The organism is Citrobacter sp. UYEF32 (assembly GCF_040546205.1).
Taxonomy (GTDB): domain Bacteria; phylum Pseudomonadota; class Gammaproteobacteria; order Enterobacterales; family Enterobacteriaceae; genus Phytobacter; species Phytobacter diazotrophicus.
Window position 1 is genome coordinate 760604 of record NZ_JBEPNI010000001.1, and the last position, 23455, is coordinate 784058.

At 52.4% G+C, this 23455-nt stretch carries 21 protein-coding genes and 1 pseudogene; 7 read left to right on the forward strand and 15 right to left on the reverse strand.

What is annotated here, in order from left to right; translation table 11 throughout:
- Nucleotides 1-6: 6 nt before the first annotated feature.
- From nuoF to lrhA, 6 genes are all read right to left on the reverse strand, one after another.
- A complete protein-coding gene (nuoF, locus tag ABIB59_RS03755; RefSeq protein WP_354034055.1) occupies nucleotides 7-1344 on the reverse strand; it encodes an NADH-quinone oxidoreductase subunit NuoF in 1338 nt (445 codons plus the stop codon).
- Nucleotides 1341-1841 carry an NADH-quinone oxidoreductase subunit NuoE gene (nuoE, locus tag ABIB59_RS03760; RefSeq protein ID WP_039079881.1) on the reverse strand — a complete coding sequence of 167 codons (501 nt, stop codon included), beginning with the start codon at nucleotides 1839-1841 and terminating at the stop codon, nucleotides 1341-1343. The genes nuoF and nuoE overlap by 4 nt, the downstream gene beginning before the upstream one ends.
- A 2-nt stretch (nucleotides 1842-1843) precedes the next feature.
- Nucleotides 1844-3646 carry an NADH-quinone oxidoreductase subunit C/D gene (nuoC, locus tag ABIB59_RS03765; protein WP_075203679.1) on the reverse strand — a complete coding sequence of 601 codons (1803 nt, stop codon included), beginning with the start codon at nucleotides 3644-3646 and terminating at the stop codon, nucleotides 1844-1846.
- A gap of 89 nt (nucleotides 3647-3735) precedes the next feature.
- A complete protein-coding gene (gene nuoB, locus ABIB59_RS03770) occupies nucleotides 3736-4398 on the reverse strand; it encodes an NADH-quinone oxidoreductase subunit NuoB (RefSeq protein ID WP_039079880.1) in 663 nt (220 codons plus the stop codon).
- A gap of 15 nt (nucleotides 4399-4413) precedes the next feature.
- Entirely contained in the window at nucleotides 4414-4857 is a 444-nt protein-coding gene (gene nuoA / locus ABIB59_RS03775; protein ID WP_039079879.1) for an NADH-quinone oxidoreductase subunit NuoA, read from the reverse strand.
- 625 nt (nucleotides 4858-5482) lie between these two features.
- Entirely contained in the window at nucleotides 5483-6421 is a 939-nt protein-coding gene (gene lrhA, locus ABIB59_RS03780; RefSeq protein ID WP_039079878.1) for a transcriptional regulator LrhA, read from the reverse strand.
- Nucleotides 6422-7369: 948 nt separating this feature from the next.
- Here lrhA and alaA point away from each other — a divergent pair.
- Entirely contained in the window at nucleotides 7370-8584 is a 1215-nt protein-coding gene (gene alaA, locus ABIB59_RS03785) for an alanine transaminase AlaA (RefSeq protein ID WP_039079877.1), read from the forward strand.
- Between the two features lie 81 nt (nucleotides 8585-8665).
- Nucleotides 8666-9265, forward strand: coding sequence for a 5'-deoxynucleotidase (gene yfbR / locus ABIB59_RS03790; RefSeq protein WP_079496248.1), 600 nt, complete (start codon nucleotides 8666-8668; stop codon nucleotides 9263-9265).
- A gap of 79 nt (nucleotides 9266-9344) precedes the next feature.
- Here the strand turns inward: yfbR and ABIB59_RS03795 are convergent, their stop codons facing one another.
- The 4 genes from ABIB59_RS03795 to yfbV all read right to left on the reverse strand — a co-directional run bounded on the left by ABIB59_RS03795 (nucleotide 9345) and on the right by yfbV (nucleotide 12967).
- Entirely contained in the window at nucleotides 9345-11177 is a 1833-nt protein-coding gene (locus tag ABIB59_RS03795; RefSeq protein ID WP_079496247.1) for an SLC13 family permease, read from the reverse strand.
- Between the two features lie 75 nt (nucleotides 11178-11252).
- On the reverse strand, nucleotides 11253-11930 hold the full coding sequence (locus ABIB59_RS03800; RefSeq protein WP_103245446.1) for a sugar phosphatase: 678 nt from the start codon (nucleotides 11928-11930) through the stop codon (nucleotides 11253-11255).
- On the reverse strand, nucleotides 11923-12417 hold the full coding sequence (locus tag ABIB59_RS03805; protein ID WP_039079873.1) for a YfbU family protein: 495 nt from the start codon (nucleotides 12415-12417) through the stop codon (nucleotides 11923-11925). The genes ABIB59_RS03800 and ABIB59_RS03805 overlap by 8 nt, the downstream gene beginning before the upstream one ends.
- Before the next feature lie 94 nt (nucleotides 12418-12511).
- Nucleotides 12512-12967, reverse strand: coding sequence for a terminus macrodomain insulation protein YfbV (gene yfbV / locus ABIB59_RS03810; protein WP_039079872.1), 456 nt, complete (start codon nucleotides 12965-12967; stop codon nucleotides 12512-12514).
- A 337-nt stretch (nucleotides 12968-13304) separates the two neighbouring features.
- On the opposite strand from yfbV, the gene ackA reads away from it, so the two are divergent.
- Both ackA and pta read left to right on the forward strand, forming a co-directional pair.
- Nucleotides 13305-14507 carry an acetate kinase gene (ackA, locus tag ABIB59_RS03815; RefSeq protein WP_039079871.1) on the forward strand — a complete coding sequence of 401 codons (1203 nt, stop codon included), beginning with the start codon at nucleotides 13305-13307 and terminating at the stop codon, nucleotides 14505-14507.
- Between the two features lie 76 nt (nucleotides 14508-14583).
- A complete protein-coding gene (gene pta, locus ABIB59_RS03820; RefSeq protein ID WP_039079870.1) occupies nucleotides 14584-16725 on the forward strand; it encodes a phosphate acetyltransferase in 2142 nt (713 codons plus the stop codon).
- A 43-nt stretch (nucleotides 16726-16768) separates the two neighbouring features.
- On the opposite strand, the gene ABIB59_RS03825 is transcribed toward pta, so the two are convergent.
- From ABIB59_RS03825 to yfcF, 5 genes are all read right to left on the reverse strand, one after another.
- Nucleotides 16769-18571: a vWA domain-containing protein gene (locus ABIB59_RS03825; protein ID WP_354034061.1), complete on the reverse strand. Its 1803-nt coding sequence runs from the start codon at nucleotides 18569-18571 to the stop codon at nucleotides 16769-16771.
- Nucleotides 18572-18576: 5 nt separating this feature from the next.
- Nucleotides 18577-19635, reverse strand: a complete 1059-nt coding sequence (locus ABIB59_RS03830) for an AAA family ATPase (protein ID WP_079496244.1) — start codon at nucleotides 19633-19635, stop codon at nucleotides 18577-18579.
- A gap of 197 nt (nucleotides 19636-19832) precedes the next feature.
- Entirely contained in the window at nucleotides 19833-20378 is a 546-nt protein-coding gene (gene yfcD, locus ABIB59_RS03835; protein WP_039079867.1) for an NUDIX hydrolase YfcD, read from the reverse strand.
- Nucleotides 20379-20430: 52 nt separating this feature from the next.
- Nucleotides 20431-20982, reverse strand: a complete 552-nt coding sequence (gene yfcE / locus ABIB59_RS03840; protein WP_169039043.1) for a phosphodiesterase — start codon at nucleotides 20980-20982, stop codon at nucleotides 20431-20433.
- Nucleotides 20983-21037: 55 nt separating this feature from the next.
- Nucleotides 21038-21682 (reverse strand): glutathione transferase, encoded by a 645-nt coding sequence (yfcF, locus tag ABIB59_RS03845; protein ID WP_169039042.1) that lies wholly within the window; start codon nucleotides 21680-21682, stop codon nucleotides 21038-21040.
- Nucleotides 21683-21810: 128 nt separating this feature from the next.
- Here yfcF and ABIB59_RS03850 point away from each other — a divergent pair.
- From ABIB59_RS03850 to ABIB59_RS03860, 3 genes and pseudogenes are all read left to right on the forward strand, one after another.
- A pseudogene (locus tag ABIB59_RS03850) lies at nucleotides 21811-21927 on the forward strand (thioredoxin domain-containing protein); the annotation flags it as partial.
- Nucleotides 21928-22121: 194 nt separating this feature from the next.
- Nucleotides 22122-22490 carry a dihydroneopterin triphosphate 2'-epimerase gene (folX, locus tag ABIB59_RS03855; RefSeq protein WP_039079864.1) on the forward strand — a complete coding sequence of 123 codons (369 nt, stop codon included), beginning with the start codon at nucleotides 22122-22124 and terminating at the stop codon, nucleotides 22488-22490.
- A 13-nt stretch (nucleotides 22491-22503) separates the two neighbouring features.
- A complete protein-coding gene (locus tag ABIB59_RS03860; protein WP_169039041.1) occupies nucleotides 22504-23409 on the forward strand; it encodes a TIGR01777 family oxidoreductase in 906 nt (301 codons plus the stop codon).
- The last annotated feature ends 46 nt before the right edge of the window (nucleotides 23410-23455 follow it).

Below are 23455 nucleotides of genomic sequence, written 5' to 3' on the forward strand. Positions count from 1 at the left end.
TTTAACTCACCAGCGCGTTTTAAGCAGGTTCGGCTGAATCCCATGAATAGCCCGGGTATTGCTGAACTGTTGCTTAATGCCTGCCTCGAATTCTTCGCGGAAGTATTTTATTGCGCTCTGCAGCGGTTCTACCGCACCTGGCGCATGCGCGCAGAAGGTTTTACCCGGCCCGAGGAAACGACACAGTTGCTCAAGTGTCTCAATATCCCCAGGCTGGCCTTCGCCGCGCTCTAACGCGCGCAGAATTTTCACGCTCCACGGCAAACCGTCACGGCAAGGCGTACACCAGCCGCAGGATTCACGGGCGAAAAACTCTTCCAGATTACGGACCAGCGAAACCATACCAATTTCGTGGTCTACCGCCATGGCAAGCGCCGTACCCAGACGGCTGCCCGCTTTACCGATGCTTTCGAATTCCATCGGCAGATCAAGGTGCGCTTCGGTCAGGAAGTCAGTCCCTGCCCCGCCCGGCTGCCAGGCTTTGAATTTCAGGCCATCACGCATACCGCCCGCGTAATCCTCAAGAATTTCGCGAGCCGTGGTGCCAAACGGCAGCTCCCACAGTCCCGGATTCTTCACGCGACCTGAGAAGCCCATCAGTTTGGTGCCAGCGTCTTTGCTCTTCGAAATGTTCTGGTACCACTCAACGCCGTTAGCGAGGATTGCCGGGACGTTACACAGGGTTTCGACGTTGTTTACACAGGTCGGTTTCCCCCACACGCCGGAGCTCGCCGGGAATGGCGGTTTGGAGCGCGGGTTGGCGCGACGACCTTCAAGGGAGTTAATCAGCGCGGTCTCTTCACCGCAGATGTAGCGCCCGGCACCGGTATGCACGAACAGTTCGAAATCGAAACCAGAACCGAGGATGTTTTTCCCCAGCAGACCCGCTTCAGTCGCTTCGGCAATCGCACGGCGCAAATGCACCGCCGCTTCAATGTATTCGCCACGCAGGAAGATGTAGCCACGGTACGCTTTCAGCGCAAATGCGGAGATGAGCATGCCTTCCACCAGAAGGTGCGGCAGTTGCTCCATCAGTAAACGGTCTTTGTAGGTGCCCGGCTCCATTTCATCAGCGTTACACAGCAGGTAACGGATGTTCATGGATTCGTCTTTCGGCATCAGGCTCCATTTCAGACCTGTGGAGAAGCCAGCGCCGCCACGGCCTTTCAGACCAGAGTCTTTGACCGCATTGACGATGTCATCCGGCGCCATACCGGTCAGCGCGCGACGCGCACCGGCATAGCCGTTTTTGCTCTGATATTCATCCAGCCACACGGGCTGCTTGTCATCACGCAGACGCCAGGTCAGCGGATGCGTTTCGGGAGTACGGTTAACGGTTTTCATTTATACCGCTCCAGTAATTCGGGAATGCCTTCCGGGGTCAGATGCGCATGAGTATCCTCATCAATCATCATGTTCGGCCCCTTATCGCAGTTACCCAGACAGCAGGTCGGCAGCAGCGTAAAGCGACCGTCGAAGGTGGTCTGGCCCGGCTTGATCTTCAGGTGGCTTTCAATCGCAGACTGAATACCCTGGTAACCGGTGATATGGCACACCACGCTGTCGCAATAACGGATAACGTGACGGCCCACCGGCTGGCGGAATATCTGGCTATAGAATGTCGCCACCCCTTCCACATCGCTCGCCGGGATACCCAGCACATCAGCGATGGCGTAAATCGCGCCGTCCGGCACCCAACCACGCTGTTTCTGAACGATTTTCAGCGCTTCAATGGACGCAGCACGCGGATCTTCGTAGTGGTGCATCTCGTGCTCAATAGCTTCACGCTCTGCCGCACTCAGCTCAAAAGCCTCGGTTTCTGGTAATTGATTCTCGTGCATAATTAGCGGTCCACATCTGACATAACAAAATCGATACTACCCAGATACACAATCAGGTCAGAGACCAGACTGCCGCGGATGGCGGACGGGATCTGCTGCAGGTGCGCAAAGCTTGGCGTACGTACACGAGTACGGTAGCTCATGGTGCTGCCATCACTGGTCAGGTAGTAACTGTTAATACCCTTGGTCGCTTCAATCATCTGGAAGGACTCCTGCGCCGGCATGACCGGGCCCCAGGAAACCTGCAGGAAGTGGGTGATCAGGGTTTCGATATGTTGCAGCGTGCGCTCTTTCGGCGGCGGCGTGGTCAGCGGGTGATCCGCTTTGAACGGGCCTTCCGGCATATTGTTGAGGCACTGCTCAAGGATGCGCAGACTCTGACGCAGCTCTTCCACTTTCAGCATCACGCGGGTATAGCAGTCGGAAACACCGCCGCCAACCGGGACTTCAAAGTCGAAGTTTTCATAGCCAGAGTACGGACGCGCCTTACGCACGTCGAAGTCAATCCCGGTGGCGCGCAGACCCGCGCCCGTGGTGCCCCACTCCAGCGCTTCTTTCGCGCCATAGGCAGCCACACCCTGAGAACGACCTTTCAGAATGGTATTACGCAGCGCGGCCTTCTCGTACGAGGCCAGACGCTTTGGCATCCAGTCGAGGAATTCGCGCAGCAGACGATCCCAGCCACGCGGCAGATCGTGAGCCACCCCGCCGATACGGAACCAGGCCGGATGCATACGGAAACCGGTGATCGCTTCCACCAGATCGTAGATTTTCTGACGATCGGTAAAGGCGAAGAAGACCGGGGTCATCGCGCCCACGTCCTGAATGAACGTGGAGATGTACAGCAGGTGGCTGTTGATACGGAATAGCTCGGAGAGCATCACGCGAATCACATTCACGCGGTCCGGCACGGTAATACCCGCCAGTTTTTCCACCGCCAGTACGTACGGCATTTCATTGACGCAACCGCCGAGGTACTCGATACGGTCGGTATACGGGATGTAGCTGTGCCAGGACTGACGCTCGCCCATCTTCTCGGCACCACGGTGGTGGTAACCGATATCCGGTACGCAGTCGACAATCTCTTCGCCATCAAGCTGGAGGATAATACGGAATGCACCGTGCGCAGACGGGTGGTTCGGACCGAGGTTAAGGAACATAAAGTCCTCATTGTCGGTACCACGCTTCATGCCCCAGTCTTCCGGTTTGAATTTCAGTGCTTCCATCTCCAGATCCTGTTTCGCTTTTGTCAGCTCAAACGGATCGAATTCGGTCGCACGCGCCGGATAGTCTTTACGCAGCGGATGGCCTGTCCACGTCTGCGGCATCATAATGCGCGTCAGGTGCGGGTGGCCTTCGATATCAATACCGAACATTTCCCATGTTTCGCGCTCATACCAGTTGGCGTTCGGGAAAAGTTTGGTGAAAGTCGGTACACGCAGATCGTTTTCAGATAACGCCACCTTGAGCATGATATCGCGATTGCGTTCAATGGAAATCAGGTGATAGAAAACGGAAAAATCCGCGGCAGGCAAACCCGCGCGGTGCGTACGGAGACGTTCGTCCATGCCGTGTAAATCAAACAGCATGACGTAAGGTTTTGGCAGTTTCTTGAGGAAATCACCTACTTCCAGTAACTGTTCGCGCTTCACCCAAACAACGGGTACCCCGGTGCGGGTAGCCTGAACGGTAAAGGCATCCGGCCCAAAACGGTTGCGCAGCTCGCCAATGACCGGATCATCAAGGTGATCGCGGGTCTGCCATGTGGCTTCTTGCGCAGTTAAGTCAGTCATATTGTTCACCATTGCAAAAGGTCCGTGGTGACTGTCAGGTAAGGCTCCGCGTTAGTTGATTATTAAAATGCGAAGTGTTTGCCATTACCTACAGGCGCAAATTAAATCTCGTCAGGTGTACGCAGATTCGTGACGGCAATACGTTCGCCGCGTTTACGCTCGCGCTCTGATTGCATATTGGCGCGATACACGCCTTGATCGCCAACAACCCACGACAGCGGGCGGCGTTCTTTACCAATGGATTCCTGCAACAGCATCAGGGCCTGCATATAGGCTTCCGGACGCGGCGGGCAGCCGGGGATGTATACGTCCACCGGGATGAATTTATCAACGCCCTGTACGACAGAGTAAATATCGTACATACCGCCGGAGTTGGCACATGCGCCCATGGAAATAACCCATTTTGGCTCAAGCATCTGGTCATACAGACGCTGGATTACCGGCGCCATTTTGGTGAACGGCGTGCCCGCGATAACCATCAGGTCGGCCTGACGCGGTGAAGCACGTAACACCTCAGCCCCGAAACGCGCAACGTCATGCACCGCAGTGAATGACGTTACCATCTCAACGTAGCAGCAGGAGAGGCCAAAGTTATAAGGCCAGATTGAGTTTTTACGGCCCCAGTTAACCAGGTCATGGAGTTTGCCCATGAACACCGTTTTATTCACTTCCTGCTCAAGAGGGTCGGTTACGATCTCCTGTTTTTGCAGGGGGTAACGGTCATTCTCACCGTTGGGATCTATGCGGGTGAGCGTATAATCCATCTTATTGCCTCGCGGTTAGCGTTGACGATTAGTGTAGCTGTCGGTTTCCGGATTGAGTCGTTCGCGGCGTGAACGCGCAGGCGTCCAGTCCAGCGCACCGATACGCACCAGGTAAACAAGACCTGCCAGCAGCACTAAAATGAAAATTGCAGCTTCGACAAAACCAACCCAACCACTCTCACGAATGGAGGTTGACCATGCATATAAATAGAGCGCTTCAACGTCGAAGATGACGAAGAACATGGCCACCAGGTAGAACTTGGCAGACAGACGAAGGCGAGCTGAGCCTACCGAATCGATACCGGACTCGAACGGGACGTTTTTGTGTCTTGCACGCGCCCGACCACCGAGGAACCGGCCACCGACGAGCATCAGGCAGCACAGGCCAATAGCGACAATAAGAAAGATAGCGAATGCCCAATGATGAGCGATGATTTCAGTGGATGTTGACATACGCATTGCTTAACTCAAAAGGTAGCGCTTAATACCTCTGCTCTTCTCGGCAGATGGCGCCACATCGATTCATGGGGAGGAATAAAACCACACGTTCAGTGCGAATTTGACAAAGTCGGTCAAACGATGTGGGTTTTTACTCCTTTCTATAACCTTTTGTCAACTTTAACAAAAGCTTCCTCACATTAGTTTACATCGACAGCAATTCATTAACATTTAATGCCGTTTTCTTCTTCAACCTCAAATAAAGCCCGCAAACAATCAGGGTGTTGAATCGTGTCCGTTGTGAGGTTTTACAAATATTACCCTCTTATTTTGACAGGAATTTGCCTGGATTCCTCCCCCTCTATGGGAGTATTTTCTTGATCTGAGACACGCTTTTGTTAATTCATTCCTAAAAACGGCAACAAAATGGCTAGTTTTTTAACATGAATAGCCATTACCAAAAACTATAGAACAAAAGGGATGAGATGACAGGCGGGATAATTAACAAGTTGATTTATTTACTTATTTAGTGCATTTATGTTTCCTAAAGCACTAAATTGTGCAAAAAACAAACCGATGACAGCATTTTTGCTGCCAGCGGTCTATTTTTACACTTACATTTTGTTACCAGTTTTTGATGCCGTTGTTACCCAAAATCGCCCTCAATCACCAGAGAATCCCCTCCTCCTTCGGTGGCACTACTGCCGTAATGCCATGGATTCTGATAGTGCTCCATTGCCTCGAAAATCACCTGCGCCAGTTCATTTTGACTTAGCGGGTTATAGCAAAGGAGATATTCAGTCTCAGGAAGGAGCGGCAGGCCATCTGATTTACCCAATACCCGTAAATCAGGACTCATCATTTCAACGGGGCGGGCGGTGATCCCAAGCCCGGCTTTTACCGCCGCTTTTACCGCTGAAAGCGTGGACGCGACATAAGCAATACGCCAGGGAATATTCGCCTCATTAAGGGTGTTAATCACGATATCGCGAAAAGGGCTTGGTTCATCTAACAGGACCAATGGTACCGCCTCACCTTTTTGCAACACGAATTCCGCAGAGCAGTACCAGTGCGTGGGCGAAGTCCGTAGCGTCAGACAATCGTATTCACCAGGCCGATTAGTGGTCACGACAAGATCGACATCATCTTCTTTCAGTCTATCCCCGGCAAAAGGATTACGTTTGACACGCACATCCAGGGCGAGCTTTGGATAAACAGAACTAATACGATTAAGCAGGAACGGCAAGATAGTGTCGGCAGATTCATCCGAAGCGCCGATCGTTAACGCTCCCTGTAAATTGCTAAACATTAACGATGTACATGCTTCATCATTGAAACGTAAGATCTTTCTTGCATAGCCCAGTAACTGAATGCCGTGCTCAGTTAACAGCTTATTTCGACCATGACGGGCAAAAAGCTCTTTCCCTACTAACTGCTCCAGTCTTTGCATTTGCTGACTTACCGCTGACTGGGTGCGACAAACTGCGGCGGCGGCCGCAGCGAACGTGTTCAAATCAGCGACCGCAACGAAGGTTCTCAGCAGATCGAGGTCGAGATTCAGTATCGGACGATTTGCATTTATCATAATTTTTCACTTACGGGTTCCCCACTCGGAGTTACCCGGGTTTATGCTGTGCGCGTAAGATTTAAGCAATTCCCTTTTTAATGTGCATCCAGCAGAGTTATCACCCTGGTCAACTTGACAAAAAGTTCAGGTGTTTTTAGTTCACAGTCTGGAGCAAGACAAACTCAACATCTTTATTCTGCATACTCCCTTCCCTATTGAATATATAAACCATGCGAATACTTGTTAATCCTTTTAAGGAAAAAACATTTTTTTGCAACATTCTTAGCCGTACATGGCGAGCACGTCATATACAGCCAATTCATATGGCCGTTCGGGAGTAGAAAACGAGTAATAACAGCTAACTAATAATAAAAAATAGCCCATACAGAAAGCATGGCTTTCCTGACATAACCATTTCCGGGCATCATTTTAACCTAAAACCATTATATTTATAAGCATTATTGCGATTAATCTGATCGCCAAAAATCATCTCGCGAACGATTTAGTTTTATTAATATTAAAAGGGTCCACCCTCTCCATTCGCAATATTAAATAAACGTGAAAAATGAATCACCTTATCTATTAATAATACTTAACATTATCTTCACAGATTAGCCGTTTCTCGGCCGTGTGTTACTTTCAACATTTATCATTTCAATGAACTGAGAATGATTATGAGACGAAATCATTCTTCTTCATTGGTGCGCACACTGCATAACCTTTCTTTTTTAGCAGAAAAATCGCCAAAAAACAGCACAAGAAGAACCATAAACCACAAACAATATCTTTAACACTGGTATATAGAGATTTAACCAATAATGGTAGTTTAAAAAACGTTAATTGTGATGTGGTTAAGGCAAAATCTTCTTCTGTCCACCCTTCAAAACCTGCGCCCGTGGGAGTACATTGTTCGGTGCTGACTTCCACGGCAGGAAGTGGCACTCACAGCTAAAAGGTCAAAGATTCATGTCCTCCATCGAAAAATCCAGCAAATTAGATAACGTCTGTTATGACATACGCGGCCCGGTTCTCAAAGAGGCGAAACGCCTGGAAGAAGAAGGCAACAAAGTTCTTAAACTAAACATCGGCAACCCGGCGCCTTTCGGCTTTGAGGCGCCAGATGAAATTCTGGTCGACGTCATTCGAAACCTGCCCACCGCGCAAGGTTATTGTGACTCAAAAGGGCTGTACTCAGCGCGTAAAGCCATTATGCAGCACTATCAGGCACGCGGCATGCGCGATGTTACCGTTGAAGATATCTATATCGGTAATGGCGTTTCAGAACTGATCGTCCAATCGATGCAGGCCCTGTTGAACAGCGGGGACGAAATGCTGGTCCCGGCGCCGGACTATCCTTTATGGACAGCGGCAGTGTCGCTTTCGAGCGGTAAAGCTGTGCACTATCTGTGTGATGAATCCTCTGACTGGTTCCCGGATCTTGATGATATCCGCGCGAAAATAACGCCGCGCACCCGTGGGATCGTCATCATTAACCCGAATAACCCCACTGGGGCGGTTTATTCGAAAGAGTTGTTGATGGAAATTGTCGAGATTGCACGACAGCATAACCTCATTATTTTCGCCGACGAGATCTACGACAAAATCCTCTATGACGATGCCGAGCACCACTCTATTGCTGCGATGGCGCCGGACGTGTTTACCATTACCTTTAATGGCCTTTCCAAGACCTACCGCGTTGCCGGGTTCCGTCAGGGCTGGATGGTACTGAGCGGACCGCAAAAACACGCCAAAGGTTACATTGAAGGGCTGGAAATGCTGGCCTCTATGCGTCTTTGCGCGAACGTCCCCGCACAGCATGCGATTCAGACCGCGCTTGGCGGCTACCAGAGCATCAGTGAATTTATCGTGCCTGGCGGGCGTCTTTACGAACAACGCAATCGCGCGTGGGAACTGATTAACGAAATCCCGGGCGTGTCCTGCGTGAAACCGAAGGGGGCACTCTATATGTTCCCGAAAATTGACGCTAAGCGCTTCAATATTCATGACGATCAGAAAATGGTGCTTGATTTCCTGTTGCAGGAAAAAGTGCTGCTTGTTCAGGGAACGGCCTTCAACTGGCCCTGGCCGGATCATGTGCGCATCGTCACACTGCCGCGCATGGACGACCTGGAAATGTCCATCACCCGTTTTGGCCGCTTCTTGTCCGGTTACCACCAATAATTGCGTTGGGGGGAGGATTTGCATCTTCCCCCACTCTCTGCGCACAATGGCTCATCGTCGCAGTTACAGACAAGGTTTACTATGAGTCAAAGCCACTTCTTCGCGCACCTCTCCCGTCTTAAATTAATCAACCGTTGGCCACTGATGCGCAATGTGCGTACCGAGAACGTCTCGGAGCACAGCCTGCAGGTTGCCATGGTGGCACATGCACTGGCGGCGATTAAAAATCGCAAATTCGGCGGCCAGGTTAATGCGGAGCGAATCGCGCTGTTAGCGATGTATCATGATGCCTCGGAAGTATTGACCGGTGATTTACCCACCCCGGTTAAATACTTCAACTCGCAAATCGCCCAGGAATATAAAGCCATCGAAAAAATTGCCCAGCAGAAGCTGGTCGAGATGGTGCCGGAAGAGCTACGCGATATATTCTCTGAGCTGATCGATGAGCATTATTACAGCGCTGATGAAAAATTGATCGTTAAACAGGCAGATGCGCTCTGTGCATATCTGAAGTGTCTTGAAGAATTGTCTGCCGGAAATAACGAATTTATGCTGGCAAAATCGCGTCTGGAGAAAACCCTGGATGCCCGACGCAGTCCGGAAATGGATTACTTCATGCAAGTTTTTGTACCAAGCTTCCATTTATCGCTTGATGAAATAAGCCAGGACTCACCGCTTTAATACGCTTCTTTCCGCTTACGGCGTTACCCTCCGTCTGAAAAAGTTTACCCCAGCGCCCGCACTGCCGCCGGGGTAGCCTTTAAAACGGAAACAGAACAGGGATCAACACGACGCACACCGCCATGACGAGCAGAGTAAACGGCACGCCGATTTTAACAAAATCGCTGAATTGATAATTACCCGGCCCCAGAACCAGCGTATTTACCGGTGATGATACCGGCGTCATAAAGGCTGCCGATGCGGCCATCGCGACAACCATCGCGAAAGGATAAGGAGAGACCCCCATCGATTTTGCCGTCGCCAACGCGATAGGCGCCATTAAGACAGCCGTCGCGGTATTGGAGATAAATAGCCCGATAGTGGCGCACAACACAAACAGGCATACCAGCATCATATAGGGCCCATAGCTGCCACCGAAATCGAGTAAAGCTTTAACGACCAGATCTACCCCACCCGTTTTTTGCAGCGCCAGCGCAAAGGGCATCATCCCGACGATCAAAATAAGGCTTGGCCAGTGAATGGCTTTATAGGCGCTCTCAGCATCAATACAGCGGAATTTCCCCATCAGCAGGCAGGCCGTGATTGCCGCCACCGGATTGGGGATTTCATCTGTCAGCATCAGCGCAACCATCAGCACCAGACAGAATATCGCATGAGGCGCCTGGTTATGGGCAGGAGAGACGGCGCTCTCTTCCACGGGCATATTGAGAACCAGAAACTCTCGTCCTTTCTGGCCCAACTGGCTAATTAACTTCCAGTTACCCACCACTAATAAAATATCTCCGAGTTGCAGGGGTTCATCGACAACAACGCCGGGCATTGCCTCACCGTCACGTTTAAGCCCAACCACGTTTAAGCCATAACGGGTACGAAAGCCAATTTCACGTACGGTTTTACCTAATAACTCGGTCTCTGGTATCGGCGAAACTTCCGCCATCCCCACATCCAGAGCCTGGTCGGAAAAGTATTCACCGCGTAAAATCATCGGCTCCAGCAGTTGTTCGGCGCAGAATTCGCGTAAATCGACATCCGCCGCCGACATATCAATGAGTAAAACATCGCGGGCGCGAAATTCCGATACCCCATTAACGTTAACAATCACACGGCGGAAACGTCGCCAGCGTTCAACACCAATAACATTCGCGCCATAGCGTTCACGCAGTTTCAGATCGTCCAGCCGCTGGCCAATTAAGGGGGAGCCCGGGCGAATTGCCAGGCGCCTGGCGCGCCCTGTCAGCCGGTACTCTTTTATCAAGTCGCGGAAGGTACGCCGTTTCCAGCCGTCACGCTGGCTGTCGTCTTTGTCGCTCTTAAGCATAAAGCGCATCAGCAGCATATAGACAATGCCCATCAGCAAAATCACCAGCCCCAGCGGGGTAACGCTAAAAAAACTGAACCCGGCCAACCCCTCACGTAGCAGTTCGCTGTTGACCACCAGATTTGGCGGTGTCGCCACCAGCGTCATCATGCCGCTGATAAGCCCGGCAAAGCTGAGCGGCATCATTAAACGAGAGGGAGAGATTTGCATACGCATCGAGACGCTGAGCACCACCGGAATAAAAATCGCCACTACGCCTGTGGAACTCATAAAGGCACCAAGCCCTGCGACGGTGAGCATCAGCAGAACCAGCATTTTAATTTCGCTGCTGCCGGCCATTTTTACCAGCCATGACCCCATGCTGGTCGCCACGCCGGTCCGTACCAGTCCGTCACCAATAATGAAAAGCGCGGCGATCAGGACAACGTTGGGATCGCTAAAACCCGACAACGCCTCGGTCATCGTCAACGTCCCGCTAAGAATAAACGCCACAATGACCAGCAACGCCACCGCATCCATGCGCACTTTACCCGTCGCAAAGAGGACGACAGCTATCATCAACAGGCATAACACCCAGATAAGCTCACCGTTCACAACATGTCCTTGTTTAAAATGGGGTGATTCATCTTGCCATAAAAAAGCCCCGGCGGTGCGGGGCTACATCATGACTCAGGCTTTTCGTCTGACAACGACATGACCATCAGGCTGCTTTGTCACGACCACTTCATCCAGACGAGCAAGCACAAAGTCCGCCTCATCCAGACGCGGCGAATCGGCAGGCACATTCACCGCGATTACATGGCAGTTCGCTGCAAGGCCAGAAAGCACACCGGCCCCTGCGTCTTCCACCACCACACACTCTTGCGGCGGCAAACCCAGCAGTTTTGCCCCAAGCAGGTACGGGTCCGGCTCAGGCTTGCCGCGCTTAACCTGCTCCGCCGTGACAAATACATCCGGCATCGGCAAACCCGCCGCCCGGTGGCGGGCATGAGCAACAGGGATGGAGCCCGACGTCACGATGCCCCACGGGATATGGGATTCAGTGAGATGGTTCAGTAACTCGAGCGCGCCGGGCAAGGCCACGACACCTTCGGTATCCGTCGCTTCAATCTCCTCCAGCCAGGTAAACTCCGCTGCGATATCCTCTTCGGAGCGACCGGCCATAAAGTGACGTAACGAAGTAATGGCCTGTTTGCCATGGATAAAATTCAGCACTTCGTCATGATCGATGCCGAAGCGGTCGGCCCAACGGCACCATGACCGCTCCACGACGGGCAACGAATTCACCAGGGTGCCATCCAGGTCAAACAGAAATCCTTTGCACTGCACGCGAGCCTCCTCAGGCATTAATAATTTGGTTAATTTCATTCGCGCTCAGATGATACTGGCGCGGGCAGGAGTGCCATACATTCAACATACGCTGGTATTTTTCCCACATTGGCGTCTGGGCATTAAAGCCGTGTGTACCGGCATCGAAATGGGTATAACGCCCTTCAATATTGACCATAAAGCGTACATAGCCGAGATAACGCGCTTCGGTGGCGGCATCAAAACCCAAGAAGGTGACGCGGCGTTCATCAATAGATTGCGCGTCTTTCAGATTGGCCCAGGAGACATGTAACGCGTGGTACATCTCCATAATGTCGATAACAGTACGGCAGGTTTCTTCTTTAAGTTCACCGAATTCACGATCCAGCTCACGCATTTGCAGACCATAGCCGCGCTCGATAATGGTCTGCAGGCGACGATAGCGCTCGGCATTAGCAGGATCCATCATGGTCATCATTTTATACTGATTAGACAAAATCAGTCGTTGGGCATTGGTCATTTCCATCTTACGACTCCTGTGCGCGTTGAAGATTAAAAAAAAGACACGGTAACTATTAATGGTTACTGTGCCTTTTTTTACTGACCGTTTCGATGATCAATCACAAGTCATCAAGGAAAGTTTTATCGAGTTGTTTGAAGGCGCGCTTAAGCGTGTCAGCTAATGCCTGATAATCCGGCTTACCTTCGACAGGCGCCAGCGCCTGCCCCGCCTCCTGCAATTTACCGCGGACTTCATAAAACCAATGCAGAATTGATGGGGGCAACGGCGTAACAGAGCGCTTACCAAGCCACCACAGCCCTTGCATAGGCAGGCTCAGGGCAAACAGCGCCGTAGCGACAGCCGGGCCTAACTGCCCGCCAAGAGCGATTTGCCAGCACAGCGTAAACACAGCAACGGGCGGCATAAAGCGAATGGCATAACGGGTGGCGCGTATCGTCCGATTCTCAATAAATAGCGGGGCGAGGCTTTTTTCCATGGGCCAGGTCTTCGCATAGTGCTGCCCCCGGCGAAACAATCCAAAAAAATTGACGGGGCGATTTTCTGAAGTGGACATGGCGTTACCTCAACTTCACATATAAAAATTAAAATAATTGTGCAAAACAACAACTGTGCATGACAACGTTAAAATTTTTTGTCAATTGCGCACGGTATCAGGTATCCTGTGCCTGCCTTAACAGGCCGTAGACGAAGTGTGGTCGCTCGTCAACTTTGAAGTCCATTATGCCACTGTCTGAAATTTGCGCAAAATGGCATAAAATCTTAAGTATTCTTTCCATCATGCCAGAAAATTAATCAGGCATGATGTTAATCATAAATGTCAGCGTCATCATCCGTTATTCTGTGAGACTCACTGACGTTTTTTTAGCCACGTATCATAAATAGGTACTTCCATGTCGAGTAAGTTAGTACTGGTTCTGAACTGCGGTAGCTCCTCACTGAAATTCGCGATCATCGATGCAGCCAACGGTGAAGAGTACCTTTCTGGTTTAGCCGAATGTTTCCATCTTCCTGAAGCACGTATCAAATGGAAAATTGACGGTGGTAAACAAGAAGCGGCTTTAGGTGCAGGTGCCGCTCACAGTGAAGCGCTGAACTTTATCGTTAACACTATTCTGGCACAAAAACCAGAACTGTCCGCACAACTGACAGCGATCGGTCACCGTATCGTGCACGGTGGCGAAAAATACACCAGCTCCGTGGTTATCGATGAGTCCGTTATTCAGGGCATTAAAGATGCAGCCTCATTTGCACCGCTGCACAACCCGGCTCACCTGATCGGCATCGCGGAAGCACTGAAATCTTTCCCGAGCCTGAAAGACAAAAACGTTGCCGTTTTCGACACCGCATTCCACACCACGATGCCGGAAGAGTCTTACCTCTATGCTCTGCCGTACAAATTATACAAAGAGCACGGCGTTCGTCGTTACGGCGCGCACGGCACCAGCCACTACTATGTGACCCAGGAAGCCGCTAAAGTTCTGAACAAACCGGTTGAAGAACTGAACATCATCACCTGCCACCTGGGCAACGGTGGTTCTGTATCCGCCATCCGCAACGGCAAATGCGTTGACACCTCCATGGGTCTGACCCCGCTGGAAGGTCTGGTGATGGGTACCCGTTCTGGTGATATCGACCCGGCTATCATTTTCCACCTGCATGACACCCTGGGCATGAGCGTTGAAGCTATCAACAAAATGCTGACCAAAGAGTCCGGCCTGCTGGGCCTGACCGAAGTCACCAGCGACTGCCGTTATGTAGAAGATAACTACAAAGATAAAGAAGACGCAAAACGTGCCATGGACGTTTACTGCCACCGTCTGGCGAAATACATCGGCTCCTACACTGCGCTGATGGATGGTCGTCTGGATGCAGTTGTGTTCACTGGTGGTATCGGTGAAAACGCAGCAATGGTGCGCGAGCTGTCCCTGGGCAAACTGGGCGTTCTGGGCTTCGAAGTTGATCACGAGCGTAACCTGGCTGCCCGTTTCGGTAAGTCTGGCTTCATCAACAAAGAAGGCACTCGTCCGGCTGTTGTTATCCCGACAAACGAAGAGCTGGTTATCGCGCAAGACGCGAGCCGTCTGACTGCCTGATTTCACACCGCCAGCTTAGCTGGCGGTGCTGTTTTGTAACCCGTCAGAAATGACGGTAACGAAAAGAGGATTAACCGTGTCCCGTATTATCATGCTGATCCCTACCGGAACCAGCGTCGGCCTGACCAGCGTCAGCCTGGGCGTGATCCGTGCTATGGAACGCAAAGGCGTTCGTCTGAGCGTCTTTAAACCTATCGCCCAGCCACGCGCTGGCGGCGATGCGCCAGACCAGACCACCACCATCGTACGCACCAACTCCGGTCTGCCAGCGGCAGAACCGTTGAAGATGAGCTACGTTGAGTCCCTGCTCTCCAGCAACCAGAAAGACGTGCTGATGGAAGAAATCGTCGCACGCTATCACGAGAACAGCAAAGACGCTGAGGTTGTGCTGGTTGAAGGTCTGGTCCCGACCCGCAAACACCAGTTTGCTCAGTCTCTGAACTTTGAAATCGCGAAAACCCTGAACGCGGAAATCGTGTTCGTGATGTCTCAGGGCACCGATACTCAGGAACAACTGAAAGAGCGTATCGAACTGACCCGCAGCAGCTTCGGCGGCGCGAAAAACACCAACATCACCGGCGTTATCGTTAATAAACTGAACGCACCGGTTGACGATCAGGGCCGTACTCGCCCGGATCTGTCTGAAATCTTTGATGACTCCTCTAAAGCGAAAGTGATCAAAGTTGACCCGGCAAGCCTGGCGGCTTCCAGCCCGCTGCCTGTACTCGGCGCAGTACCATGGAGCTTCGACCTGATTGCGACCCGCGCAATCGACATGGCGCGTCACCTGAATGCGACCATCGTTAACGAAGGTGAAATCAGCACCCGTCGCGTGAAATCTGTGACCTTCTGTGCGCGTAGTATCCCGCACATGCTGGAACACTTCCGCGCAGGTTCTCTGCTGGTGACTTCCGCAGACCGTCCTGACGTGCTGGTTGCCGCATGTCTGGCCGCGATGAACGGCGTTGAAATCGGCGCGATCCTGCTGACTGGTGCCTACGAAATGGACCCGCGTGTCAGCAAACTGTGCGAACGCGCATTCGAAACCGGCCTGCCGGTATTCATGGTTGAAACCAACACCTGGCAGACCTCTCTGAGCCTGCAGAGCTTCAACCTGGAAGTGCCGGTTGATGACCATCAGCGTATCGAGAAAGTTCAGGAATACGTTGCCAGCTACATCAATGCAGACTGGATCGAGTCTCTGACCGCCACGTCTGAACGTAGCCGTCGCCTCTCTCCGCCTGCCTTCCGTTATCAGTTGACCGAACTGGCACGTAAAGCCGGTAAACGCGTTGTACTGCCAGAAGGCGACGAACCGCGTACCGTTAAAGCAGCGGCTATCTGTGCTGAACGCGGTATCGCAACCTGCGTACTGCTGGGTAACCCGGAAGAGATCAACCGTGTTGCTGCGGCGCAAGGCGTTGAACTGGGTACGGGCATCGAAATTGTTGATCCGGAAGTGGTACGTGAAAGCTACGTGGCACGCCTGGTTGAACTGCGTAAGAGCAAGGGTATGACCGAAGCGGTTGCCCGCGAACAACTGGAAGACAACGTTGTTCTGGGTACCCTGATGCTGGAGCAGGACGAAGTTGACGGTCTGGTTTCCGGTGCGGTTCACACCACGGCGAACACCATTCGTCCGCCGCTGCAGTTGATCAAAACAGCACCGGGCAGTTCTCTGGTCTCTTCCGTGTTCTTTATGCTGCTGCCGGAACAGGTTTACGTTTACGGTGACTGTGCAATCAACCCGGATCCGACCGCTGAGCAACTGGCAGAAATCGCGATTCAGTCCGCTGATTCCGCTGCTGCCTTTGGCATCGAACCGCGCGTGGCAATGCTCTCCTACTCTACCGGTAACTCCGGTGCGGGTAGCGATGTTGAGAAAGTCCGCGAAGCAACTCGCCTGGCGCAGGAAAAACGCCCGGATCTGGTTATCGACGGTCCGCTGCAGTACGACGCCGCCGTTATGGCCGACGTTGCGAAATCCAAAGCACCGAACTCCCCGGTTGCAGGTCGCGCTACCGTGTTCATCTTCCCGGATCTGAACACCGGTAACACCACCTACAAAGCGGTACAGCGTTCTGCTGACCTGATCTCCATCGGGCCGATGCTGCAGGGTATGCGCAAACCGGTTAACGACCTGTCACGTGGCGCACTGGTTGACGATATCGTCTACACCATCGCACTGACTGCAATTCAGTCTGCTCAGCAGAAATAATTGCCGTTAACTGAAAAAAGCTCCTGCATGCAGGAGCTTTTTTTTAGCTTAGCGAAAACACTTTTCCTCGCGGGACAAAGGGCAGCCGACGATTCTGTGGCAATAACCAGGCATGCTCCATTTTCACCGAGACATTATTCTCGCAAAACCCGTCGGTAATGATCAGTAATGGCCCTCCACGTGGAAAATCTCCGCACAACGCCAGGCTATCCAGTAATTCAATACCCGGCTGCAAGACGGTACCGCCTCTCCCTTGCAACGTAAAATGGTGAAGGAGTTGTTCAGGCTGGACCCACCCGCGATCGTAAGCTTTTGCATCACAACAAATAAAGCGCACGGCAAACACCTCGCGCGCCAGTGAATAACTGGCGATGGCACCAAGCGCCTTGCCCAGCAACAGAGGATCCATCGATCCGGACGTATCCAGAACGACGCCAAAAACGCGCGAATGCCTTTCTTCTTCGCTCGGGGCTTGAATAGCTGGCCGGGGGATATCCGGTGTCGCACTCTGACGGCGAGACGGACGCGCATAGGTACGACGTCGCTCGGGCGGCGGGAAATGCTCATCGAACCACTCAGCCAGGGCGACATCCCAGGGGACAGGCGGTTGCGCCAGGCTGCGGATTTCTTCAATCAATCCCGCAGGCAGCGCCCCCCGGCTCTGACCATACAGACAACGCTCCATCCCCTGATACAAGGCCCGACGACAATAGGCCTCGGCATTCGTAAATCGCGGATCGCCATCCTCGCCCAGGATATCGCCCCCCGCCCTGCCCCTGAGGGTGATAAGTTTACGTGACCGGCGCATATCCATAGCGAGCGAGTCATAAATTTCTTCTGCCGACATCCCCCTAAACTGGGCGTCATAGAGCAATCCCAGCTCCGGCGGCGCGCCAATCTGCATCTCAATAAGCCAGTCGTTGATGATAAAATCGCAGGCCACATTCCACAGTTCCGCGTCGCGTCCGCGGCGCCGGGATGCATGGTTCAACCCTGCATGTAACAACTCGTGGGCAAAAACAAAGAGCATCTCAGCCTGATTTAAGCGGGCCGTCGGGTTGATCCAAATTTTGCCAATACCGACGTCAATCGCTGCCACCGCGATATCATACTGGCTGCATAACTTCGCATCTTCTTCAATGTCGAATCCTGCCGCCAGCGCGCCCAGCAAGGGATAAAGGGTCATTATCTGTTGTCGGGCTTTCTGCGCTAACGTCAGCTTATATTTCTGCCCCTGTTGCGGCTGGTACCCCCCGACCTGTTCGAGTGCCTGGCTGACGCTATTGCTCAGGCCATCCGCCAGCAGTTCCTGCCAGTTGACGGAATGGTAGCGCGATGATTTTTCAACGTGGACAAAATGACGTTGCTCGCCGCAATAGATGGTCTGCCAGCGGGCAAGCGATTCAGAAATACCCTCTTCCTGCAACTGGCGAAACAGAAGCTCCGCGTCGCTGTGTATGTCCTGGGGGAAAAGGTAAGACTGCAACTCTTCTGGCAATGGGCCGATTTTAAGGCCTTCGCAAAAATGCATTGTAGAAATCAGTACTGCCAGCTCCCAGGTAGCCGCAGGCGTCCGGGGGGTGATATAACCAAACCCCAGCGCCGCCAGCGCCTGGGCAACCATCCGCGCCCATTGTTCTGGCCGGGCATGGCGCTTTGCATTAAGCCACAAATAGCCATCATTGCTGATTGCCAGCCAGTTTTTCGCACTCACCTGCGCGTGCGTATGGTCAAAACGCACATAGATGTGAGCGAAAATGGGCGAGAACAACGGATGCCATGCAATAATCTGCAACCCTGCCTGACAAGCATCGAGCGCAGGGTTGCGCTCCGTTTTGCGTTTCATTGTCCTTAGTTCCTTACCGCCAGGCGAGGAAGATCGCGTGCAACCTCCAGTAAAAACCAGGCCGGAAGCTTTTTGCCATTTTCGTCTTCACTCATCACGGATTGCGCAATCTCGACGCTGATTCGCGCCAGCGTTTTCAGACAGTCTTTCGCTCGCATCGCAAGCTGCTTGTGCTCATTACGCAATGCCTTGTCCGTTTCGGGCAGCTCTTTATAAAGATGGGTACGGAAAGATTGGGCAAGGAAATAGAGAATGTCGCGATCGGCAGGATCGTCCGGCCAGTTCGCATCGCCTTTAAGAATAGAGGAAACGGTATGTTTTTGGCGAATCTGTTTGATAAACCCTTTAAAACTCGCCGCATGTGCAGGCGATAAAAGACCATAAATCAAGGCTTCCAGCATCTCATCACTGATAGCCTCACCAAATGATTTAAGGGCATCAGAAAGCATGTGCCAACTGCGTGGCGTCGAAAAAGGTTCTTCATGCTTCGGTGGCTCATTCCAGAGTTGATCCGGACGTAGCTGAATGTACTCCACAACCCAGGGGTGAATGGAGGATTCATTGATAGCCCAGTGCAGCCACTGACGATGGTCGGCGCGCAGATGGACATGCACCATGCGGTTGATCAACGCCGAGGGCATCGGTTTCACGATGGCCGCATCTTTAGCACGGTTCCCAGCACCAATGACGACGGTGCCCTCCGGCAGCCGATACTCACCAATACGCTGCTCCAGAATTAACGAATAAAAAGCTTTCTGAATTTCATGGGAGGAGGCGTTCAGCTCATCCAGGAATAAAACGAAGGGTTTGTCACGGACAATATTTGCCGGGGGATAAAATCGCGAACACTGCCCGTCAATTTGTGGAATACCCAGCAGGTCTTCTGGCGCAAGCTGGCTACCCAGTAGCGAGACGCACTCCATTCCGACCTCATCAGCAAAACGTCGCACCAGGGCACTTTTACCAATCCCCGGCGCCCCCCATAAAAAGACAGGGCGGGTAATGGCAACATTCAGGAGAAATTCAAAGGTCTGATCGGGTGTCAGTTGAATAGCTGAAAGCATATAAAAATTCCTTTTTCATTATATTTTTCGCAACCTTTCAAGGTAATACAAAAGCGAAAACCCGTCACCTTAAATTTTCCGCTCCTCTTTTTACGCGACTTTTCCGTGCGTAAAAAAGCCACGCTGATTATTCATCAGCGTGGCTCATTCACATGTTCAGTTCACCGCGTGTTCAGGCCAGGCTTTTCGCCGTAACCTTATTCTGTTTCTTCGGCTTTTTCGACAGAGTTGCTGGCGTTACGGCTCATCCACAGCGCCAGCGCTTTTAACGAATCCTGGGTGAATTCATCGCAGCGGGCGGTGATCTCTTCCGGCGTCATCCACCAGACTTCGCTCACTTCCTCTTCCTGCAGGGCAAACGGGCCATGAGAGACACAGCTAAACAATCCGCCCCACACCCGGCAGTGTTCGTCTTCAAAATAAAATGTGCCATGTTCAGCAAACGGGACACCGGCAATACCAAGCTCTTCTTCGGCTTCGCGGCGAGCGGAATCCAGCAACACTTCATCAGCCTGCACAACGCCGCCTGCGGTGGCGTCCAGCATACCCGGCATAAAATCTTTGGTTTCCGTACGGCGCTGAACCAGGATCTTGCCCATCCCATCATGGACGACAATATAGGTCGCGCGGTGGCGCAAACATTGCGCGCGCATTTGCTCGCGACTCGCCTGGGCGATGACTTCGTTGTCCTCGCTGACAATATCCACCCACTCCGTGCCTGTAAAATGATTCGGTTCCACCATCAGAAATGTCTCGTCATTGCGCTCTTATGGCGCGTTTTAGTTGAAGGGTAACTTACGGATTAATCGCGACCTGTGCAATAAGCCGCTTATCATTCAGTGCCATTACGCGCAAAACACCCTCTTCCAGCATGCCGTAACTGGCGTCGAATCCCCCTTTGGGAATACTCACCGAGCCCGGATTAAAGTGAAAAATGTCACCCTGCCGCTGCGCCACCGGTAGATGAGTATGACCATAGACCAGCACATCACCCTGCGCCAGCGGCGGTAAATTATCCGGCCCGAACAGGTGACCGTGGGTCAAAAACAGCCGCTGGTCAGGCAATAATACTTGCTGCCAGGAGGCCGTAATGGGGAAATTGAGCAGCATCTGATCGACTTCGCTGTCACAGTTGCCACGTACCGCAATAATACGCGACGCGTGTTCATTCAGCAGCTCCGCCACCTGCGCGGGCGCGTACCCTTGCGGCAGCGCGTTTCTTGGCCCGTGATTCAGCACATCACCCAAAATCACTAACCACTGCGCCCCGCTTTCAGCAAATAGCGCCAGTACGCGTTCGGTGGCAGGCAGCGAGCCATGAATATCGGATGCGAACATCAGTTTCATCACTACACCTCAGGTTAAAGAGAATGCCGTATCATACCGCAAGTGCGGCCAGGTCTCAGCCCGCACGCTTCGCCGACAGTGCGACATAGCGTTGTATTGAGGAGCGCTGCCACTGGAAGGTGGCGTAATCCACCAGACGCTCCGGCACATCATCGCCATTCATCACCAGCCGGTTAATCATCAGGGCCAGATCGGCATCGGCGATACACCACTCGCCAAACAGATTCGGTTTACCGTGCGCCAGTAATTCCCCAGCAAGGGCAAAGAGTTTGGCGGCACTCTGCTGGCCTGCAGCGCTGAGTGGCGCTTTCTTCGCTCCGGCGAAAATCACGTCGGTGCTGCGCTCTTCGCGAATCGGCATCAAATCGCTGCGGATCCACGCCTGCACCTGACGGGCACGGGCGCGTTTTTGTAAGTCGTGAGGGTAGATACGTTCATATTCCGGCGGTGCAAAGCGCTCTTCAAGATACTCATCAATTGCCGAGGATTCGCTGAGCTCGAAACCGTCAATTTCCAGCACCGGCACGCGGCGAGTAAGGTGATAGCCAGTCCATCCCGTCTTCTGCTGCTCGCCGTGTTCCAAATCAATGGTTTTCAGGCTAAAGGGCAACGCTTTTTCCTGCAGCGCAACATAAGCAGACATGACATAAGGGGAGAAAAAATCCGCATCTGACCACAACGTGATTGTCGACTCGCTCATAACATCCTCTCAACGATTAGGTTTTTCATCAAAATATAACGTCTTGTTAAGAGTGTCACTTGATCAAAACTCAAGGCCGATAAGTAACGCTTATACTCATTAAAACCCCTATTGCGCCAGGGGAAAAAATGAGTGTTCTCTTTTACGCTGCAACCTCTTGCGGGCAAAAAATCACGCTTTTTCTTGAAGAAGCGGAGCTTGCCAGGCGGCTTATTCGGGTGGATATCAGCAAAGGCGAGCATTACAGGATGGGTCATGGCTAATGCCCACCAGCGGCAGCGAATCGTACTGGATAATGACCCGGCGGTGAATAACAGATTTGAGCGTATTCGCACCCGGCCTGTGGCGATACTCGCGCTGGCGAAAGCGCAGTAAATCTAAATGGCAGCAATGTTTTCCTTGTGTATGATGAGACTGTTATTACTGAGGGAAGCCTGCAATGTCACAACCAGACGCCATTATTCGGATTAAAAATCTGCGCCTGCGCACATTTATCGGTATCAAAGAAGAAGAGGTCATCAACCGTCAGGATATCATTATCAATGTCATCATCCATTACCCGGCCGATAAGGCCCGCGCCAGCGAAGATATCAATGACGCGCTAAACTACCGCACGATAACTAAAAGCATAATTCACCATGTCGAGAGTAACCGCTTCTCGTTATTGGAAAAATTAACTCAGGATGTGCTGAATATCGCACGCGAACATCACTGGGTCACTTATGCTGAGGTTGAGATCGATAAACTTCACGCATTGCGTTACGCCGACTCTGTGTCCATGACCATGAGCTGGCGTCGTCAAGCGTAGCCCTGGAGGTTGCATGAAGATTCTGATTACCGGTGGTACAGGCCTGATTGGTCGTTTTTTGATTCCTCGTTTACAAGAGCTGGACCATTCCATCACCGTGGTGACACGCGACCCCGCCAAAGCGCAACAAACGCTTGGCGATAAGGTGGCGCTGCTACCAGGTCTGGACGATCTCACTGACCTCAATGATTTCGACGCCGTCATCAATCTGGCGGGCGAACCGATTGCCGAAAAGCGCTGGAGCGATGAGCAAAAACAGCGCCTGTGTGAAAGCCGCTGGAAAATAACCCAGAGGCTGGTCGATCTCACCCTCGCCAGCGCGAATCCACCGGAAGTATTTATCTCCGGCTCTGCTGTCGGTTATTACGGCGATACGGGAGATGCGGTGATCACGGAAGACGAGACGCCGCATAACGAATTTACCCACGAACTGTGCGCCCGCTGGGAGCAAATCGCCAGCGGTGCGGAAAGTGAACGCACCCGCGTCTGTTTACTGCGCACCGGCGTTGTGATTGCGCGCAAAGGCGGGGCAATTGCCAAATTGCTGCCACTCTTTCGCGTCGGGCTTGGCGGCCCGGTCGGTACCGGTCACCAGTACATGTCCTGGATTCATATCGACGATATGGCTAACGGCATCATCTGGCTGCTCAATAACGACCTGCGCGGCCCGTTCAATATGGTTTCGCCCTACCCCGCACGTAACGAACAATTCGCTCACGCGCTGGGACATGCGCTTAACCGCCCGGCGGTTATGCACGCCCCGGCCGCCACCGTGCGCCTGATGATGGGAGAGTCCGCCGTGCTGGTCCTTGGTGGCCAGCGCGCGCTGCCAAAACGACTTGAAGCCTCCGGGTTCGCGTTTCGCTGGTTCGATTTAGAAGAAGCGCTCAAGGATGTGGTGACACCCCCACCATTATAAGGCGTTTACCTGCGCCATTCCGGTGTTAAGCTAAGACGCTTTGCTA

Coding starts and splice junctions, on each gene's coding strand:
- nuoF (WP_354034055.1), bottom strand. CDS start 1,344: ATGAAAACCGTTAACCGTACTCCCGAAACGCATCCGCTGACCTGGCGT.
- nuoE (WP_039079881.1), bottom strand. CDS start 1,841: ATGCACGAGAATCAATTACCAGAAACCGAGGCTTTTGAGCTGAGTGCG.
- nuoC (WP_075203679.1), bottom strand. CDS start 3,646: ATGGTGAACAATATGACTGACTTAACTGCGCAAGAAGCCACATGGCAG.
- nuoB (WP_039079880.1), bottom strand. CDS start 4,398: ATGGATTATACGCTCACCCGCATAGATCCCAACGGTGAGAATGACCGT.
- nuoA (WP_039079879.1), bottom strand. CDS start 4,857: ATGCGTATGTCAACATCCACTGAAATCATCGCTCATCATTGGGCATTC.
- lrhA (WP_039079878.1), bottom strand. CDS start 6,421: ATGATAAATGCAAATCGTCCGATACTGAATCTCGACCTCGATCTGCTG.
- alaA (WP_039079877.1), top strand. CDS start 7,370: ATGTCCTCCATCGAAAAATCCAGCAAATTAGATAACGTCTGTTATGAC.
- yfbR (WP_079496248.1), top strand. CDS start 8,666: ATGAGTCAAAGCCACTTCTTCGCGCACCTCTCCCGTCTTAAATTAATC.
- ABIB59_RS03800 (WP_103245446.1), bottom strand. CDS start 11,930: ATGCCTGAGGAGGCTCGCGTGCAGTGCAAAGGATTTCTGTTTGACCTG.
- ABIB59_RS03805 (WP_039079873.1), bottom strand. CDS start 12,417: ATGGAAATGACCAATGCCCAACGACTGATTTTGTCTAATCAGTATAAA.
- yfbV (WP_039079872.1), bottom strand. CDS start 12,967: ATGTCCACTTCAGAAAATCGCCCCGTCAATTTTTTTGGATTGTTTCGC.
- ackA (WP_039079871.1), top strand. CDS start 13,305: ATGTCGAGTAAGTTAGTACTGGTTCTGAACTGCGGTAGCTCCTCACTG.
- ABIB59_RS03825 (WP_354034061.1), bottom strand. CDS start 18,571: ATGAAACGCAAAACGGAGCGCAACCCTGCGCTCGATGCTTGTCAGGCA.
- ABIB59_RS03830 (WP_079496244.1), bottom strand. CDS start 19,635: ATGCTTTCAGCTATTCAACTGACACCCGATCAGACCTTTGAATTTCTC.
- yfcD (WP_039079867.1), bottom strand. CDS start 20,378: ATGGTGGAACCGAATCATTTTACAGGCACGGAGTGGGTGGATATTGTC.
- yfcE (WP_169039043.1), bottom strand. CDS start 20,982: ATGAAACTGATGTTCGCATCCGATATTCATGGCTCGCTGCCTGCCACC.
- yfcF (WP_169039042.1), bottom strand. CDS start 21,682: ATGAGCGAGTCGACAATCACGTTGTGGTCAGATGCGGATTTTTTCTCC.
- folX (WP_039079864.1), top strand. CDS start 22,122: ATGTCACAACCAGACGCCATTATTCGGATTAAAAATCTGCGCCTGCGC.
- ABIB59_RS03860 (WP_169039041.1), top strand. CDS start 22,504: ATGAAGATTCTGATTACCGGTGGTACAGGCCTGATTGGTCGTTTTTTG.